At 68.0% G+C, this 16,999-nt stretch carries 9 protein-coding genes; 4 read left to right on the top strand and 5 right to left on the bottom strand.

What is annotated here, in order from left to right; translation table 11 throughout:
- Positions 1-39 precede the first annotated feature (39 nt).
- Entirely contained in the window at positions 40-696 is a 657-nt protein-coding gene (locus tag GDR74_RS09055; protein WP_152586006.1) for an alpha/beta hydrolase, read from the top strand.
- Between the two features lie 84 nt (positions 697-780).
- On the opposite strand, the gene GDR74_RS09050 is transcribed toward GDR74_RS09055, so the two are convergent.
- A complete protein-coding gene (locus GDR74_RS09050; RefSeq protein ID WP_194164495.1) occupies positions 781-2,721 on the bottom strand; it encodes a M10 family metallopeptidase in 1,941 nt (646 codons plus the stop codon).
- 391 nt (positions 2,722-3,112) lie between these two features.
- Between GDR74_RS09050 and tyrS the strand changes: the two genes are divergently transcribed.
- The gene (gene tyrS / locus GDR74_RS09045) at positions 3,113-4,375 is read left to right on the top strand and encodes a tyrosine--tRNA ligase (protein WP_152586004.1); all 1,263 of its coding nucleotides are present in this window, start codon (positions 3,113-3,115) and stop codon (positions 4,373-4,375) included.
- A gap of 88 nt (positions 4,376-4,463) precedes the next feature.
- On the opposite strand, the gene GDR74_RS09040 is transcribed toward tyrS, so the two are convergent.
- On the bottom strand, positions 4,464-7,934 hold the full coding sequence (locus tag GDR74_RS09040) for a YhdP family protein (protein WP_152586003.1): 3,471 nt from the start codon (positions 7,932-7,934) through the stop codon (positions 4,464-4,466).
- 151 nt (positions 7,935-8,085) lie between these two features.
- On the opposite strand from GDR74_RS09040, the gene GDR74_RS09035 reads away from it, so the two are divergent.
- On the top strand, positions 8,086-8,550 hold the full coding sequence (locus tag GDR74_RS09035) for a peroxiredoxin (RefSeq protein ID WP_152586002.1): 465 nt from the start codon (positions 8,086-8,088) through the stop codon (positions 8,548-8,550).
- A 64-nt stretch (positions 8,551-8,614) separates the two neighbouring features.
- On the opposite strand, the gene prfB is transcribed toward GDR74_RS09035, so the two are convergent.
- From prfB to GDR74_RS09020, 3 genes are all read right to left on the bottom strand, one after another.
- A protein-coding gene (gene prfB / locus GDR74_RS09030; protein WP_152586001.1) for a peptide chain release factor 2 occupies positions 8,615-9,743 on the bottom strand; the annotation gives its coding sequence in 2 pieces (ribosomal slippage) (positions 8,615-9,673 and positions 9,675-9,743; 1,128 coding nt in all).
- A gap of 142 nt (positions 9,744-9,885) precedes the next feature.
- The gene (locus GDR74_RS09025) at positions 9,886-12,309 is read right to left on the bottom strand and encodes a penicillin-binding protein 1A (RefSeq protein ID WP_152586000.1); all 2,424 of its coding nucleotides are present in this window, start codon (positions 12,307-12,309) and stop codon (positions 9,886-9,888) included.
- A 143-nt stretch (positions 12,310-12,452) separates the two neighbouring features.
- A complete protein-coding gene (locus GDR74_RS09020; protein WP_152585999.1) occupies positions 12,453-13,691 on the bottom strand; it encodes an N-acetylmuramoyl-L-alanine amidase in 1,239 nt (412 codons plus the stop codon).
- A gap of 608 nt (positions 13,692-14,299) precedes the next feature.
- On the opposite strand from GDR74_RS09020, the gene GDR74_RS09015 reads away from it, so the two are divergent.
- A complete protein-coding gene (locus GDR74_RS09015; RefSeq protein ID WP_152585998.1) occupies positions 14,300-16,951 on the top strand; it encodes an Rne/Rng family ribonuclease in 2,652 nt (883 codons plus the stop codon).
- The last annotated feature ends 48 nt before the right edge of the window (positions 16,952-16,999 follow it).

Here is a 16,999-nt window from a genome sequence, read left to right as displayed (position 1 = left end):
CTCTCGGTGCGCGAGAGGTCGGTTGAGAGGTTCGAATTCATGCCTGAAGTCGTCTTCACGGGGCCCGCTGGTCGCATCGAGGGTCGCTACCAGCAAGCCAAGCAGAAAGGGGCTCCCATCGCCATCGTGCTCCATCCGCATCCGCAGTTCGGCGGCACGATGAACAACCAGATCGTGTACAACCTGTACTACGACTTCGTGAACCGGGGCTTTTCGGTCCTTCGCTTCAACTTCCGCGGCGTCGGCCGCAGCCAGGGCACGTTCGATCACGGCCAGGGCGAATTGTCCGACGCCGCGGCGGCGCTCGACTGGGCCCAGGCCATGAACCCGGATGCCCGCGCCTGCTGGATCGCCGGCGTGTCCTTCGGGGCCTGGATCGGCATGCAGCTTCTCATGCGCCGTCCGGAGATCGAGGGCTTCATCTCCGTTGCCGCCATGGCGAACCGCTACGACTTCTCCTTCCTCGCCCCCTGCCCTTCCTCGGGCCTGTTCGTGCACGGCTCCGAGGACCGCGTCGCGCCGGTGAAGGACGTCGTCAGTGTCATCGAGAAGGTGAAGACGCAGAAGGGCGTGAAGCTGGAGCACGCGGTGGTCGAGGGCGCCAACCACTTCTTCGACGGCAAGATCGAGGAACTGATGGTGGCCGTGGACGAATATCTCGACAAGCGCCTCGGCAAGGTCGAGGCGGAGGCCTGAAGCCGCCTCTCTCTGAAATCACCCGACAGAACGAAAGGCGGGGCGCGTGAACGCCCCGCCTTTTTCATGCGAGCAATCCGCCTGTCAGAGGAACAGGAAATCCTTTGCGGCGAGCGACGACAGCTGCGTGTTGCTCAAGGTGAGGCTGAAGTCTCCCTTGGCGATCACCACGTCGCTTCCGATCTGACGGGCAGACGCCATCATGACGGAGAAATTCGCGAACAGGGGCTTGTTCCAGATTTGAATCTGGTCGGCTCCCGCGGGGCCCGAATAGAAGTCGGTGATCGTGGTCTTGGTCCAGGGACGGATCGCGAAGATGTCCTGCCCCGCTCCTCCCGACAGCCTGCTGCCGATGCCGGCGCCGACGAGGACGTCGTTGCCGTCCTCGCCGTAGAGGGAGTCGGCGCCGGCGGAGGCGCTGTCGTCCATGTCGAGATAGTCGTTGCCCGCTCCACCGTAGAGAGTATCGGTTCCGCTCCCGCCGATCAGGCGGTCGTTGCCGTTGCCGCCTTGGAGATTGTCGGCCCCGTCCTCGCCGGCGACAAAGTCGTCGCCGTTCTCGCCGTAGAGGTTATCGCCGCCGGTACCACCGTAGAGACTGTCCTCGCCAATACCGCCGAAGAGAATATCGCCGCCGGCGTTCCCAGCCAGGAAATCGTTGCCGTCCTCGCCGGCGACGAAGTCGTTCCCGTCCTCGCCCCAAAGGGTGTCCTGACCGGTGCCGCCCCAGAGCGTGTCGTGCTCAGTGCCGCCGTAGATCCGGTCGTCGCCGGCATGGCCGGCAAGAAAGTCATTTCCGCTCTCACCGGCGACGAAGTCGTCGCCGTCTTCGCCGTAGAGGCTGTCCTGTCCAGTACTACCCCAGAGCGAATCGTGGCCCGTGCCGCCGTAAAGAGTGTCGGACCCGGCATCGCCAGCGAGGAAATCGCTCCCGTCGCCTCCCATGAGAGTGTCGTTTCCATCCCGGCCTGAGAGAGTGTCGTTTCCGCCGTTTCCTCTCAGCTGGTTCGCGGCAGCATTGCCGAGGATCTTGTCGTGCCCCGATCCGCCCCAGGCGTTCTCGATCAGCGAGCGGCTGTCGCCCTTGAACTGGAGGGCGTTGTAGACGTTGCCGTTGACCCTGACGTCGGCCCGCTGGCTCGGGGAGAACAGCGAGGTGCTGCCGGGCGCCAGATCGATGACCGCATTCGAGGTGTAGTTCTCGAAATTGTAGGTATCGTTGCCGCCGCCGTCCCAGATGGTCAGGAAGATCTTGTTGTCGTAGCCGGGCTTGCCCTGGCCGACGCCGTTGACGAAGGTTTCGCCCGTCTGCGGGCTCCAGCTGTAGACGGTGTTGCCGCTGTTGGTCGTGAAGTCCGCGCCGTACATCTCCTGCAGGGCCGCGATGTCGTACATCATGAACGTCTGCGGGCGGCCGGTGACGTTGTACGACATGACCGTGAACTCGGTGGAATCGTGTCCCGCGCTCATCTTCGGCAGGTTTCCGCCGCTGTCATGCGTGTGCTTCATCCCGAGCGAATGCCCGAGCTCGTGCAGGAGCAGATAGTACTGATACGTGCCGAGCATGCTGAAGGCCGGCGTCTCGTGGGCGTTGGTGATCCAGGTGTCGCCGCCGTAGACCGGGACGCCCGGATAGTACCCATGGCTGCGGTTGATGACGCTGCCGGGCTGGAAGGCGCTCAGCTTGATATCGGCCCCGTCCCGGCCCGCATAGACGAACGTGGCGTTCGTGAAGGACTCGAGGGACGTCAGAGACATCACACCGGGCGCCCCCTTGAAGATGCCGTGGAAGGCGTTCTGCGTCGCCTGCGAGGCCGGCTTGAAGCCGGAAGCGCTCGGATTGATCCACTCGTAATCCCAACGGGAATCGGGGAAGCTGTACGAAATCGAGCCCTTGGCCCACTGGGACCCGGAGAAGAGCGCCAGCACGTCCCGGTCGATATGGGTCGGGGCGTAGTACCTGGTGCCGGCGATCGCAACGTTCGGAAGACCGGCCGCGGCGGCGGAGAAGATCCCCAGAGGCAAGCCAGAAATGTTGTGGCTCACCCAGTTATAAGCGCCGGAAATCCAGGAGAAAGGCCCCCCTTGGGCCAGACTTGCCCATTGGGCGTCCCCGCCGAAGGAAACGTCCGAGGACACAGTTCGATCGGTCTGCTCTGAGCCGTATTCCTCCGAATGTAGACGGCTCTGGTTGCCGTGGTCGACGCCGGGCCCGACATCCGCTTCGGTCTCGAGATGGTCTGCATGGATCATAGGGAGCCTCACAGTTCGTTAATGATATAATGTTATAGTTCACCTATGAACCCTGACAAGAGACCCGCGAAAGAACGGCCCCGGCACCCCGTCCGGGATGGAATCCTGGCCGCAACCTGTTAGAAGAGCGCCCGTCGCCTTCCTTTAAGAGACGAGAGCCGCGATGAACGCGCCACGATCCGAATTCCTCAAGGTGCTCACCGAGAGGGGCTTCATTCACCAGACGTCCGATTTCGAGGGCATCGACTCGGCGGCTCTCGAAGGCCGGCTGACCACTTATGTGGGCTATGACTGCACCGGCCCGTCCCTCCATGTGGGCCACCTGCTCTCGATCATGATGCTGCACTGGCTCCAGAAGACGGGCGCCGGCAGGCCGATCACCCTCATGGGCGGCGGCACGACCCGGGTCGGCGATCCTTCCGGAAAGGACGAGAGCCGCAAGCTCCTGACGCCGCAGCAGATCGAGGAGAACAAGGAGAGCCTGAAGGGCGTCTTCTCCCGCCTGATCGCCTTCGGCGACGGGGTCCGGGAGGCCGTCATGGTCGACAACGCCGAATGGCTGACCCGGCTCAACTACATCGATTTCCTGCGGGACATCGGCCGCCACTTCTCGGTCAACCGCATGCTGTCCTTCGACAGCGTGAGGCTGCGCCTCGAGCGCGAGCACGAGCTGTCGTTCCTGGAGTTCAACTACATGATCCTCCAGGCTTACGACTTCGTGGAGCTCAACAGGCGCTATGGCTGCATCCTGCAGATGGGCGGCTCGGACCAGTGGGGCAACATCGTCAACGGCATCGACCTCGGCCGCCGCCTCGGCACGCCGCAGCTCTTCGCGATCACCTGCCCGCTCTTGACCACCGCCTCGGGCGCGAAGATGGGCAAGACCGCCTCCGGCGCCGTCTGGCTCAATGCCGACATGCTGAGCCCCTACGATTACTGGCAGTTCTGGCGCAACACCGAGGACGCGGACGTTTCCCGCTTCCTGCGGCTCTTCACCACCCTGCCCCTCGACGAGATCGCCCGGCTCGACGCCCTGAAGGGCTCGGAGATCAACGAGGCCAAGAAGGTGCTCGCCACGGAGGCCACGGCGCTGATCCACGGACGCGAGGCCGCGGAGCAGGCCGCCGAGACGGCGATGAAGACCTTCGAGCAGGGCGCGCTCGCCGAAACGCTGCCGACGGTGGAGATCCCCGCCGCGTCCCTTGCCCAGGGACTCGGCGTGCTGGCCGCCTTCGGCCCCGACTATGCGAAGCTCCTCCCCTCCACCAGCGAGGCGCGGCGCCAGGTCAAGAGCGGCGGCCTCAGGGTCAACGACCGGGTGGTGACGGACGAGCGCGGCGTCCTCGGCCCGTCCGACGTGACGGCCGAAGGCGTCATCAAGCTCTCCTTCGGCAAGAAGAAACACGTGCTCCTGCGCGCGGTTTAAGAAGCCACTCGCGTTCTTGCCCGCTGTCGGGCGTCAATGGAGACGCGTTGCGAAGGCCCGGCGTCCGTCATGGCGCCGGGCCTTTTCCTTACCGGTCGGGTATCGCCGGCGGTTCGCCCGCCTGCGCCGCTCCGCCGCCTGCGCCGAAGAGCTTCCGCAGGAAGCCGGGTGCCACGGCCGACAGGGGATTGACGGTCAGGGTCGGCGACTCGCTCGGCCCCGCCACGCGGAAATTGACCGCAAACAGGCCCTCGTACTGCCCGCCCCCGAGGAGCGGGCCGAACAGCGGCACCTGCGCGAAGGCGTTGTTGAGGCCGTAGGCGGGCACGAAGGTCCCAGAAATGTCCATCCGGTCGCGGGCGTTGTCGATGTAGCCGCTGAGCGTGAAACCCACCTGGTCGCCGAAGATCGCCGCGTCCTTGAAGTCGAGGCGCCCCGCATTCCGCGTGAACTCCACCCGCGCCTTGGTGAAGGTCACCTCGTTCACGTCCACACGCACCGCCTGCGGATTGCCTGCCCGGTCCTGGCCCGCGACGACCTGCGTCTGGGTCGGAATGATGCGCCGCAGCGCCGGCTCGTTCTTGAGGGCGAAATCCTTCAGCGTCAGCATCCCGGCCTGCGGTCCGTCGCTCGCGGCCATCTGGAGGACGAGGTCGCCGCCGACCATGCGCCTGTAGATGTCGAGGAAGCGCAGGAGCGCGCCGGCGTCCTGCGCCTGGAGCACGATGGTCGGCCCCATTCCCGGATGGTTCAGGGTCTTCGCGACGATGTCGGTCGCCCCGAGCCTGCCCTTCATCTCCACCTGGCGGATGCTGTCCTTGCGCATGGACAGCCTGAGGGCGGCATTGGTGATCGCCTCGCTGTTGTATCCCGCGAGGATGTTGAGGGCGACATCCAGGTCGAAATCCTTCGAATCCCGCGCGTTCCCGCCGCGCCCGGCGGAGGGAGCGGGAGCGCCGACGGTCTTGGTGAACGGGCGCGCGTCGCCGACATTGCCGCGGATGGTCACCTTGTAGACGCCGTTGACCCGGTCGATCTGCGCGCGCATGTCGTCGCCGGGAGAGAGCTTGAAGGTGGAAAGATCCGCCTTTTCGAGGCTGCCTTCCGCCGAAAGGACGGCGCTGCCGCTCAGCTGCGCCGAGCCCGCCTCGAGCTGGAGGTCGCGGATCTCCACCGTCGGCCCCTCGACCATCACGAAGCTCAGCCTGCCGGGGCGCCCCGCCGGCTTGACCCATCCCGGAATGAGCTGATCCACGCCCGCCTTCGTCAGGTCCGCCTCGACCCGGATCCCGGACTTGGCGGAAGACCCGAGGGGCAGGCTCGCCTTGATGGGCAGCGGCCCGGTCAGCTGGGAGCCGAACGCGAGCCCGCGCCTGGCGCGGGCCGCGTCGTCGAGGCTGAAGGCCACGTTCGCCTCGCCTCCCGCGGGCGTCTTGCGGACGTCGATGGAGGCCGGGCTGCCGCCCATCCTGCCCTCGCCCTTGATGGCAAGGTTGCCCCGGTCGTAGGCGATCGCGAGGTTGGCGTTCTCCAGCCTGTCCTTGCCGAACACCTTGTCGATGCCGAACTCGCTGACGGTGCCCGAAACCTTCAGCGGCAGGTCGGCGAAGGCCGGGACGTTGTTGACCGCAAGCCCGATGCCGACGCGCAGGTCGGTCTTCCCCTTCATGGTCGCGGGGTCGACGTCGAATCCCGCGATCTCGTGGACCAGCGGCTGCTGGAGAAGGGCGCCGAGGGCTTCGGCGCTGCCCGCGAGCCGGAAGTCGATCTTCGCCAGCGCGTTGTCGTCCCAATAGTTCTCCAGCCGGAACGTACCCTCCGACGCGGCAAGGCTGCGCTCGCCCGGCATGTCCACGCGCCCGGTCGGCGCCTGGAGCATGACCTTCCTTCCCGTCACCTGGCCCGTGACCGACATTCCCGAGACGGGGGGCAGGCCCTCCGCCGCCTTCAGGACACCGTTCGAGATGGCGAAGTCGATGGCCAGCGACTCCTCCGGGATCGGGCCGCCCGACACGGCCTTCACGATGTCGTCGCCCGTCATCGCCACCTTCAGCGCGAAGGTCTCGAGAAGGCCCGCCTTCAGGTTGGACTTGAGGAACGTGCGGACCGGCGGCGCCACGGCCTCCGGCCAGATGCGGATCGCGTTGCGCACGTCGGTCCTGGCCGCGCGGACGGTCAGATTGAGCCCGTGCGGATCCGCCGGGGTGCCCAGGATGCCGCCGATCTCCGCCGAAAGCTCGGGGCCCTCGAGCCTGATGCTCTTCAGTGCCACGCCGTCGGGACCGCACAGGTCCGCCCCGAGCGTGCCGATCCTCACCGGCTTGTCTCCGTCCGCCGGCCCGGACAGGATCAGGTCCCGGCCCGCGAGGGACAGGCGCCAGCCCTCCTTCTCGACGGCCGTGAGCAGGCGCCCCTGGAGGCGGACGCGGTTGCCGCCGCCGACCAGTTCGAGCAGCGAGAGGTCGAGCGCCCTCGCCGCCTCGTCCCAGGAGGCCTCGATGGCGGCATGATCGACCTTCAGGGGCGAGGTGTCCTTGTCGTCGATCTGGACCACCCCGGCATCGGCATCGAGCCTGGCCTTGAGCTCGGTCACGCGGCCGTCGGCATAGGCCGCATCGACCCGGCCCGAGAAGGCGAGATCGGTGGTCGCCGGAAGGGCGGACAGGCCGGTGAGGAGCAGGATGTCCTGGATCGGGGCCCCGTCGGCGGCGATGGCGGCCCGGTACCCGCCGCCCTCCACCCGCGCGTCGCCGCCGAGCTGCCAGCTGCCCTTCGGCCCCTCCACGGTGGCGGAGAACCGGCGCCCGCCGGTTTCCGACCAGTCGAAGGTCGCGTCCAGCCGGTCGAAGCCGCCTCTCTGGCGGCCGCCCGCATCGACGAACACGAGATGGGCATTGGCGACCCGGGCCCGATCGAGGGTGCTGAGGATGCTCTGCGGCCCGATGACGAGCTCGAACAGGGACCCGACCGCCCCCGAAACGGGAGAGGCGCCGGGCGAGCCGTGCGCCTTCCATGCCGCCGCCTCCTCGGCGCGTCCTGAGGACGCGGCCGGCGCGGACGACGCGGCACCGGCCTCGCCGGCATCGCCGCCCGGCACGGAGCCGAAGGTCAGCGAACCGTCGCGGTTGACGAGGACGCGCAGCTGCAGGTCGCGCAGCTCGATGGATTTCGGCTGGAGATTGCCGGACAGGAGCGAGAAGCCGTCGACGCTCACGAGGGCCGAGGGCGCCCGCAGGACCAGCGCCCCGTCGGGTCCGCGCACGTCCAGGCCATCGGTCATGAGGACGGGCGAGCTTCCCTGGAGGCCGATGGCCGTGTTGCGCAGCGTCACGGACCAGCCCGGCCCGATCCGCGACGCCAGCGCCTCCGCGACCCGCTCCGGCAGGCGGCCGAAGGACAGGGGGCCAGCCGAAAGGCGCATGTAGAGGATGCCCAGGGCGATGCAGGCGAAGAGCACAAGGCCGAGCTTCACATAGAGGGCACCGCGGATCACGCGCCGGACGGCGCTGCGCTTCGCCGGCTTGGGCCGGGGCGATCTGGTGCGGAGAAACGGCTTCATGCTCTGTTCGTTGGGCGGCCCGGACCTTGCACTTTCAGCCGGATGCGGGAATCAGATGGACCTTAGCGTTCTTATGCGCCTGCCGCGACCATCTCTTGCGCCCAGCGCAGGCGTCTCCAAACATCACATTCGGTCGAAAGGAAGGCGAACGATGACCGTCACCACCGGAGCCGCGGCTCCCCCCTTCTCCCTGCCTGCGACGGACGGCCGCCGGATCGGTCTCGAAGAATTCCGGGGCCGGAAGGTCGTCCTCTATTTCTACCCGAAGGACGACACCAGCGGCTGCACGAAGGAGGCGCAGGAGTTCCAGGCCCTGCGGAAGGACTTCGAGGCCGCCGACACGGAGATCGTGGGCGTCTCGCCGGACAGCGTGAAGAGCCACGACAGGTTCCGGGCCAAGTACGGACTCGAATTTCCCCTCGCCTCCGACGAGACCAAGGCGATGCTGGAGGCCTATGGGGTGTGGGTGGAGAAGAGCATGTACGGCCGCAGGTACATGGGCGTGGAGCGCACCACCGTCCTCATCGACCGGGACGGCCGGATCGCACAGATCTGGCCGAAGGTGAAGGTCCCCGGCCACGCGCGGGAGGTGCTGGAGGCGGCGAAGGCGCTCTGAGCCGCCTTACGGATCCTCTGCACGGGAAAACCGGCGGGCGACCTGGTCGCCCGCGGGTCGTTTTCTAGTCGATGTCCTCGACCTCGGCCGCGCCGCCATAGACGCGCTGCGCGAGCGAGGCTTCCATGAAGGCGTCGAGGTCGCCGTCGAGGACGTCCTGCGGGCTCATGGACTGCACGCCCGTGCGCAGGTCCTTCACCATCTGGTAGGGCTGCAGCACGTAGGAGCGGATCTGGTGCCCCCAGGCGATGTCCGTCTTGGCGGCGGCCTCCGCGTTCGCCTTCTCCTCGCGCTTCTTCAGCTCGAGCTCGTAGAGGCGCGCGCGCAGCATGTTCCAGGCCGTCGCGCGGTTCTTGTGTTGCGAACGCTCCTGCTGGCAGGCGACGACGATCCCGGTGGGGATGTGCGTGATGCGCACGGCCGAGTCGGTGGTGTTCACGTGCTGGCCGCCGGCGCCGGACGAGCGGAACGTGTCGATCCGGCAGTCCGACTCCTTGATCTCGATGTTGATCCGGTCGTCCACCACCGGATAGACCCACACGGAGGCGAAGCTCGTGTGGCGGCGGGCATTGGAATCGTAGGGCGAGATGCGTACGAGCCGGTGCACGCCCGACTCGGTCTTGAGCCAGCCGTAGGCGTTGTGGCCCTTGATGAGGAGCGTGGCGCTCTTGATGCCCGCCTCCTCGCCGTCCGTCACCTCGAGGACCTCGACCTTGTACTTCCGGCGCTCGGCCCAGCGGGCATACATGCGCTGGAGCATGGCGGCCCAGTCCTGGCTCTCCGTGCCGCCGGCGCCGGAATGGACTTCGAGATAGGTGTCGTTGGCATCCGCCTCGCCGGACAGCAGCGTCTCGACCTGGCGGCGGGCCGCCTCGGCCTGAAGGGCGCGGATCTGCTCCTCGCCCTCCCTGACGGTCTCTTCGTCCCCTTCGGCGTCGCCGAGCTCGATCAGCGTGATCGCGTCCTCGAGCTCCTGCTCCATCCGCTTGATGGCCGAGATCTGGTCTTCGAGGCCGGTGCGCTCGCGCATGAGCTTCTGAGCGGCTTCCGGATCGTTCCAGAGGTTGGGGTCCTCGGCGCTGGCGTTCAGCTCCGCGAGGCGTCGCTGGGCGTTGTCCCAGTCAAAGATGCCTCCTCAGCAGCCCGACTGACTGCTTGGTCTCGTCTACGAGATGCTCGATTTCGGCTCGCATTGTCCAATGTGATGTTCGTGCCATGAATGCCGCGGTGTCTTAAGGGGAGCACCGCCGCGTGTAAAGGAACTCCTCGGCGGGCGGAGAGCCCGCCCGGCGTTTCGGCTCCGGGGGGTGCCGGTCATGTGGGGAGGAAGCGGCGTCAGTACAATCCGCCGATCCCGACCCCCACCGCCCGCTGGGCCTCGGGAGACATCTCGGCCTGCGGCACCTCGGCTTCCGGGGGCACGTAGGATTCCGGCGGCCCGGTTCCGGGCTTGAAGGCCTCGACGATGACGCCGCCGCCCTCGCCCGGCCCGGCGCGGGTGCCGGTGGAGGCGTTGACGCGGATCAGCTTGATGCCCGGCGGTACGCGGAAGGGCGTGGCCGGCTTGTCCTTGAGCGCCATCTGCATGAAGTCGCGGAAGACGGGGGCGGCGTACTGGCCTGCCGTCGCCGCGTTGCCGAGCGACTGCGGCTTGTCGTAGCCCAGGAACACGCCCACCGCGAGGTCGGGCGAGAAGCCCACGAACCACACGTCCTTCGCGTCGTTGGTGGTGCCGGTCTTGCCCGCCAGAGGCTTGCCGACCGCCTTCACGGTCTGCGCCGTGCCGCGCTGGACGACGCCCTCGAGGATGGAGGTCATCTGGTACGCGGTGAGCGGATCGAGAACCCGCTCGCGGTTGTCGACCAGCTTCGGCGGGCCGCTGCCGTCCCAGCGGTCGGCGTCGCAGCCGTCGCACCTGCGGTCGTCATGGCGGTAGATCGTGCGCCCGGTACGGTCCTGGATGCGGTCGATCAGGGTCGGCTTGATGCGCCGGCCGCCGTTGACGAACATGGAATAGGCCGCCGTCATGCGCATGACGGTCGTCTCGCCCGCGCCCAGGGACATGGAGAGCAGCGGCAGCATGTCGTCGTACACGCCGAAGCGGCGGGCGTACTCGGCGATGGCCGGCATGCCGATCTCGTTGGCCAGGCGGACGGTCATCAGGTTCTTGGAGTGCTCGATGCCGTAGCGCAGGGTGCGCAGGCCCGAGGACTTTCCGTCGTAGTTCGACGGCGCCCACGCCGCCTGCCCCGGCCCCATGTCGAGGACGAAGGGGGCGTCGAGGATCTGACTGGAGGGAGTGTATCCCTTGTCGAGGGCCGTCGCATACACGATCGGCTTGAAGGACGAGCCGGGCTGGCGCATCGCCTGGTTGGCGCGGTTGAACTCGCTCTGGTCGAAGGAGAAGCCGCCCACCATGGCGAGCACGCGCCCCGTGTAGGGATCCATGGCGACGATGGCGCCGGAAATCTCGGGGATCTGTCGGAGCCGGTACTGGTCGTCCTTGCCGTCCATGGGCTCCACGTAGATCACGTCGCCCGGCGACAGGGCCTTGTCGACGGTGCGGCGGGTCCACTTCACGCCCTCGGCGGCGATGATGCCGGTCTCCCGCTCCTGGACCACCCGCCCCGCCGCGTCCTTCTTCGGCTGCAGGCCGATGCGGGCCCGGCCGCCGGAGACCTCCAGCACGACGGCCATGCGCCAGGGCTGCACGTCTCCGAGGGAGGGGACCTCGGCGAGCGCCAAGCCCCATTCGCGGCCGGCGAGGTCGAGCTTCTGCTGCGCGCCGCGCCAGCCGCGGGCCTGGTCGAAGCGGACGAGACCGTCGACGAGGGCCCGGCGGGCCATGGCCTGGAGCTGGGGATCGAGGGTCGCGCGGATGACGAGGCCGCCCTCGTAGAGCTTCTCCTCGCCGTAGCGCTCGGCGATGTCGCGGCGCACGCCCTCGGCGAAATAACCCGAGGCGATGCTGTTGGGAGACACCACGCGCGGGTTGACGTTGAGCGGCTCCTTCTTGGCCGCGTCGCCCGCCTGACGGGAGACGTAGCCGTTCTCGACCATCCGGTCGATCACCCAGTTGCGCCGGTCGATGGCGGCCTGACGCTGCCGGAAGGGATGGTAGTTGTTGGGCGCCTTCGGCAGGGCGGCGAGATACGCGGCCTCCGAAATGCTCAGCTCGTGCAGGGACTTGCCGAAATAGTTCAGAGCCGCCGCGGCCACGCCGTAGTTGCTCAGGCCGAGATAGATCTCGTTGAGGTACAGCTCGAGGATCTTGTCCTTCGAGAAGGTGGACTCGATCTTGAGCGCCAGCAGCGCCTCGCGGATCTTGCGCTCGTAGGTCCGCTCGTTGGTGAGGAGGAAGTTCTTCGCCACCTGCTGGGTGATGGTGGAGGCGCCCTGCTCCCGCCGGCCGCCGGAGCGCAGGTTGGCGAGGATGGCGCGGACGATGCCTTCGGGGTCGATGCCGGCGTGCTTGTAGAAGTTCTTGTCCTCGGCCGACAGGAAGGCGGAAACCACCGTCTTCGGAATGGCCTGGATCGGCACGTAGAGGCGCCGCTCGCGGGCATATTCGGCGATGAGGCTGCCGTCCGAGGCGTGGACGCGGGTCATGACCGGCGGCTCGTAATTGGCGAGCTGCGCATGGTCCGGCAGGTCCTTGGAGAACGTCCAGTAGCCGTAGGCCAGCACGACGGCGCCGATCAGGAAGAAGATCGCCCCGACGCTGAAAAGAAACCCGAAGAATCGTAGGACGAAGCGCATCCGAAAGTAATCCGTTACCGGCGCTTGCCGCGCCTGCTGTCTGAGAACCGCAACGCTGTCCCCGCCCCCGGCGGCCGGCGCATCGGTCCGACAGCCCTGTTACCCGAGGAATCACGCTCCCGCCATCGGTATCCACACCGTTTCTATGGTAAAACTGCGGCAGCGCCCTGGCGGGCGAGCCGCGTGGCGAAGAAGCGGTCCACGGCCACGGCCATGGCCGCGGTCGCCTTGCCGCGCCATTCTTCCGACATGAGCAGATCCAGGTCCTGGCGGCTGGACAGGTAGCCCAGCTCCACCAGCACGGAGGGCACGTCGTAGGCCCGGAGGACCCTGAACCCCGCCTCCCGGCGCGGGTTCTTGTTCAGGCGGGCGACGGACACGAGCTCTCCCACGAGGCTCCCGGCGAAGCGGTGGGAGAAGGATCGGGTCTCGCGCAGCGTCAGGTCCTGGAGGATGTCCGAGACCTCGTCCGCGCCGTCTCCGGCGTCGACGCCCGCCGCCGCGTCGGCCCTGTTCTCGCGGTCCGCGAGCTGGGCCGAGTCCGCGTCGGAGGCCCGCTCCGACCCGGTGTAGACGGTCAGCCCCCGGACCTCCTGGCCGCCGGAGATGGAATCCGCATGGATCGAGATGAACAGGTCCGCGCGGGCGGCGCGGGCGGCGCGGACCCGGTCTCCGAGGGAGACGAACACGTCCTGGTCCCGGGTCAACACGACCCGGTAGAGGCCCTTCGCCTCCAGCTGCTTCTTGAGGGACCGGGCGAAGCCGAGGACGATGTCCTTCTCGTAGGCGCCCGTCAGGGCGTTGGCGCCCGGGTCGATGCCGCCGTGGCCGGGGTCGATCACGATGACCGGGCGCCTGTCCTGGGCGGCCTGGGCGGCGCCTCCGCCCTCGCCGGGCTGGGCCTGCGCGGCGCTGGCATTGAGGGCGGCGGCCTTGCGGAACGTGTCCCGGTCGGTCCGGGTCAGCTCGATCACCAGCACGACGGCGCCGGCGAAGGCGCCGGGCTCGGTCCGGATCGCGGAAACGGTCGCCGGCTGGGCGAGGTCCATCACCACCCGGGAGCGGCCGGGGGCGAAGAGCCCGTAGCGATAGGACGAGACGAGGCCGGAGGGCTTGCGCCCGCTCTCCGGCGGGAGATGGAAGGTGACCTCCGGCAGGTCGACGATGAGGCGGTCCGGCCGCTCCATCACGTGCGTCTGCACCGCGACCTCCCGGGAAAGGGTGATCCGGAAGCGGGTGCGCCCCGCGTCCGATTCCAGAGCCACGTCCGCCGCGACGACGCCCGCGGCCGCCTGGGCGCCGGCCGCCGACGCTCCATGGCTTCCCGCCGCGAGGCAGGCAAGCGCGAGGAGAAGGCGGAGAAGGCGTGTGAAGCGCGTCATGAGCGTTCCGGGCGCGGCGGATTCTACGACCCCTCTACCTCCATAGACCCCGCTTGGTTAATGAAACCTCATCGCTTCGGCACTATTGTTTCATACCTGTTGCAACGATGACACAGTGTCTCAGCACCTTGCCAAACGCATCGTTCGCTCTGTAATGATGATGATCCCGTCCGGCATGGCCGATTCTGGCGGAGAGTGCGTGGAGACGGTTGTGTTGACCGATCCGCCGGCTCCCTCCGCCATCCTCGACAGGCTCGCGGACAGGCTCAGATGGCGATGAATTCGCCTTTATGCCGGTGGCCAGTGCAGACTGGCTCATCGATTTCGAAAGGGCCGTCGTTGAATGGTTGCGCAAGCGAAGTCAGCACTGACTCTCGTCCTGGCGCCGTTTGATGCGCGCGAACGGTTTCGCGCCCCATGCCCCGCTTATCCCGGCATGGTCTCGGCCCGGTTTAACCCAGAATGCGCCCCCTTGAGGCGCACGATGGCGACCGAGCGCAATCCGAAAGCAAATCCAGCCCGCCGCCTCACCCTGCGGCGCGGCCGTCCGTCCTCAGTGCGGCTCCTGCATCAGGCTCTGCCCCCGGTCGCCATGTCGAGAGTTCAACATGGCAAACAAGATGCTCATCGATGCCTCCCACCCGGAAGAAACCCGGGTCGTGGTGGTACGTGGTCAGAAGGTCGAAGAATTCGACTTCGAATCCGCTAACCGGAAACAGCTGCGAGGCAATATCTACCTCGCGAAGGTCACAAGGGTCGAACCCTCCCTCCAGGCAGCCTTCGTCGAATACGGCGGGAACCGCCACGGTTTCCTGGCCTTCAGCGAAATCCATCCCGACTACTACCAGATCCCCGTCGCCGACCGCATGGCGCTCCTCGAGGCCGAGGCCGAAGCCCAGCGGGAGGAGGAGCTCGAGGAGGAGCGCCGCAGCCGGCGCCGCCGTTCCTCGGCCAAGCGCGCCCGCTCCGACGAGACGGTGACGACCCCGGATGCGGATGCCGGCGAAGCCGCCTCCGCCGAGGCGGCCGAAGGCGCGGCCCACGGCGAGGAGGGGCTGGCCCTGGCCTCCGCCGAGGCTGCGGAAGGGACGGCGGCCGAGGCCGGACCTGAGACACTCGCGGAAAGCGCCGACGGGAACGGCGGCGAAACCGGCGAGACGGCCCGCGCCCGCTCCCACGAGGCCGGCGAGGCTTCCACGGAGGCCGCGGACGAGGAGGACGAGGAGCACGACGAAGAGGACGAGCACGAGGACGCGGTCGAGCAGCTCGGCGGCGGCGACGCCCTCGAGGACGTTCCCCAGCGCCCCCGCGTCCCGCGCAAGCAGTACAAGATCCAGGAAGTCATCAAGCGCCGCCAGATCCTCCTGGTCCAGGTCGTGAAGGAGGAGCGCGGCAACAAGGGCGCCGCCCTCACAACCTATCTCTCCCTCGCCGGCCGCTATTCCGTGCTGATGCCGAACACCGGGCGCGGCGGCGGCATCTCCCGCAAGATCACCAACGCGGCCGACCGCAAGCGCCTGAAGGAGATCGCCCAGGATCTCGCGGTGCCGGAGGGCATGGGCATCATCCTGCGCACGGCCGGCGCCTCGCGCACCAAGCCGGAGATCAAGCGCGACTACGAATACCTCATGCGCCTGTGGGAGAGCGTGCGCGAGCTGACGCTGAACTCCACGGCGCCCGCCCTCGTCTACGAGGAGGGCTCGCTCATCAAGCGCGCCATCCGCGACCTCTACAACAAGGACATCGACGAAATCCTGGTCTCGGGAGACGAAGGCTACCGGGAGGCCAAGGATTTCATGCGCATGCTCATGCCGAGCCATGCCAAGATCGTGAAGCCCTACCGCGAGCCGCAGCCGCTCTTCGCCAAGTACGGCGTCGAGGCGCAGCTCGATGCGATGTTCTCGAACCACGTCACGCTGAAGTCGGGCGGCTATCTCGTCATCAACCCGACGGAGGCGCTCGTCTCCATCGACGTGAACTCCGGCCGGTCCACCCGCGAGCACAACATCGAGGACACGGCGCTGCGCACCAATCTCGAGGCCGCCGAGGAGATCGCCCGGCAGCTGCGCCTGCGCGACCTCGCCGGCCTGATCGTGATCGACTTCATCGACATGGAGGAGAAGCGGAACAACCGCGCCGTCGAGAAGAAGCTGAACGAGTGCCTGAAGAACGACCGCGCCCGCATCCAGGTGGGCCGGATCTCGCCCTTCGGGCTCCTCGAGATGTCGCGCCAGCGCATCCGCACGGGGGTTCTGGAATCCTCCTCCGTCCCCTGCCCGCACTGCGCCGGAACGGGCTTCGTCCGCTCGACGCCGTCCGTCGCCCTGCACGTGCTTCGCTCCATCGAGGAGACGCTGATCAAGAACGCGGGCTACAACCTCGTCGTCCGCACCCGGACGGAAGCGGCGTTCTACATCCTCAACCAGAAGCGCGTTCACCTGCGCGAGCTCGAGGACCGCTTCGGGGTGGCGATCGCCGTCGTGGCCGACGACAGCCTGATGGGCACCACCACCTACGCCATCGACCGGGGCGAGCCCGCCCTGCGCCTCGAGCAGAAGTCCGTGGCGACGGGGATCCAGATCGACGCGATCATGCCGCCGGAGGAGGTCTCCGAGGAGGAGACCGAGGCCGCGGAGGGCGAGGAGCAGGCCGAGGAGGCCCGGGCCGGCGAGGAGCGGGCCGAGGAAGGCGAAGGCGGCCGCCGCCGCCGTCGCCGTCGTCGCCGCCGCGGCCGGGATCGTGACGGCGCCCGTCCCGAGCAGCACGCCGAGGAGGCCGAGGGCCTCGAAGGCGAAGCCGCCCCCACCGGGGAAGGCGAAGAGGTCGGAGAGAGCCTCTCCGAAGCCGAGGACGAGGCGCACGCGGCCGCCGCGGGCGAGGGAGACGAGCGCCCCGGCCGCCGCCGCCGCCGCGGGCGCCGTGGCGGACGCGGGCGCGGCCGCGACGAGGCGGCTGTCGAGTTCGCCATGGAGGAAGGCTTCGTGGCGCAACAGGAGGGCGAAGGCGAGGCCGCGGCCGCAGAGCCCGCTCCGGCCGAGGCCGCCGCACCGGCCCCGGCTCCGGAGGCCGAGCCTCTCGCCGCGGAATCCGGCCCCATCGCGGCTCCCGCTCCTGCCGTGGAAGAGGAACCGGCTCCCGCGCCGCAGCCGGTCGTCCCCGAGCCCGAACCGGTGGCCGTCGTCCTGACGCCCCCGGACCCGGACCGCCCGAAGCGGGCCGGCTGGTGGTCCCGCGCGAAGTCGGTGCTCAGCGGCCACTGAACCGGCGAACACTGAAAAGGAATGATCCCCGGCCCTCGCGCCGGGGAT

It is taken from the genome of Microvirga thermotolerans (assembly GCF_009363855.1).
Classification (GTDB): domain Bacteria; phylum Pseudomonadota; class Alphaproteobacteria; order Rhizobiales; family Beijerinckiaceae; genus Microvirga; species Microvirga thermotolerans.
Note: the sequence above shows the minus strand (reverse complement) of the source record. Positions and strands in the feature narration are given on the sequence as shown.

What these genes read in the sequence shown, in the direction of transcription:
- GDR74_RS09055 (WP_152586006.1), top strand. Translation starts at nt 40, where the DNA reads ATGCCTGAAGTCGTCTTCACGGGGCCCGCTGGTCGCATCGAGGGTCGC.
- tyrS (WP_152586004.1), top strand. Translation starts at nt 3,113, where the DNA reads ATGAACGCGCCACGATCCGAATTCCTCAAGGTGCTCACCGAGAGGGGC.
- GDR74_RS09040 (WP_152586003.1), bottom strand. Translation starts at nt 7,934, where the DNA reads ATGAAGCCGTTTCTCCGCACCAGATCGCCCCGGCCCAAGCCGGCGAAG.
- GDR74_RS09035 (WP_152586002.1), top strand. Translation starts at nt 8,086, where the DNA reads ATGACCGTCACCACCGGAGCCGCGGCTCCCCCCTTCTCCCTGCCTGCG.
- GDR74_RS09025 (WP_152586000.1), bottom strand. Translation starts at nt 12,309, where the DNA reads ATGCGCTTCGTCCTACGATTCTTCGGGTTTCTTTTCAGCGTCGGGGCG.
- GDR74_RS09020 (WP_152585999.1), bottom strand. Translation starts at nt 13,691, where the DNA reads ATGACGCGCTTCACACGCCTTCTCCGCCTTCTCCTCGCGCTTGCCTGC.
- GDR74_RS09015 (WP_152585998.1), top strand. Translation starts at nt 14,300, where the DNA reads ATGGCAAACAAGATGCTCATCGATGCCTCCCACCCGGAAGAAACCCGG.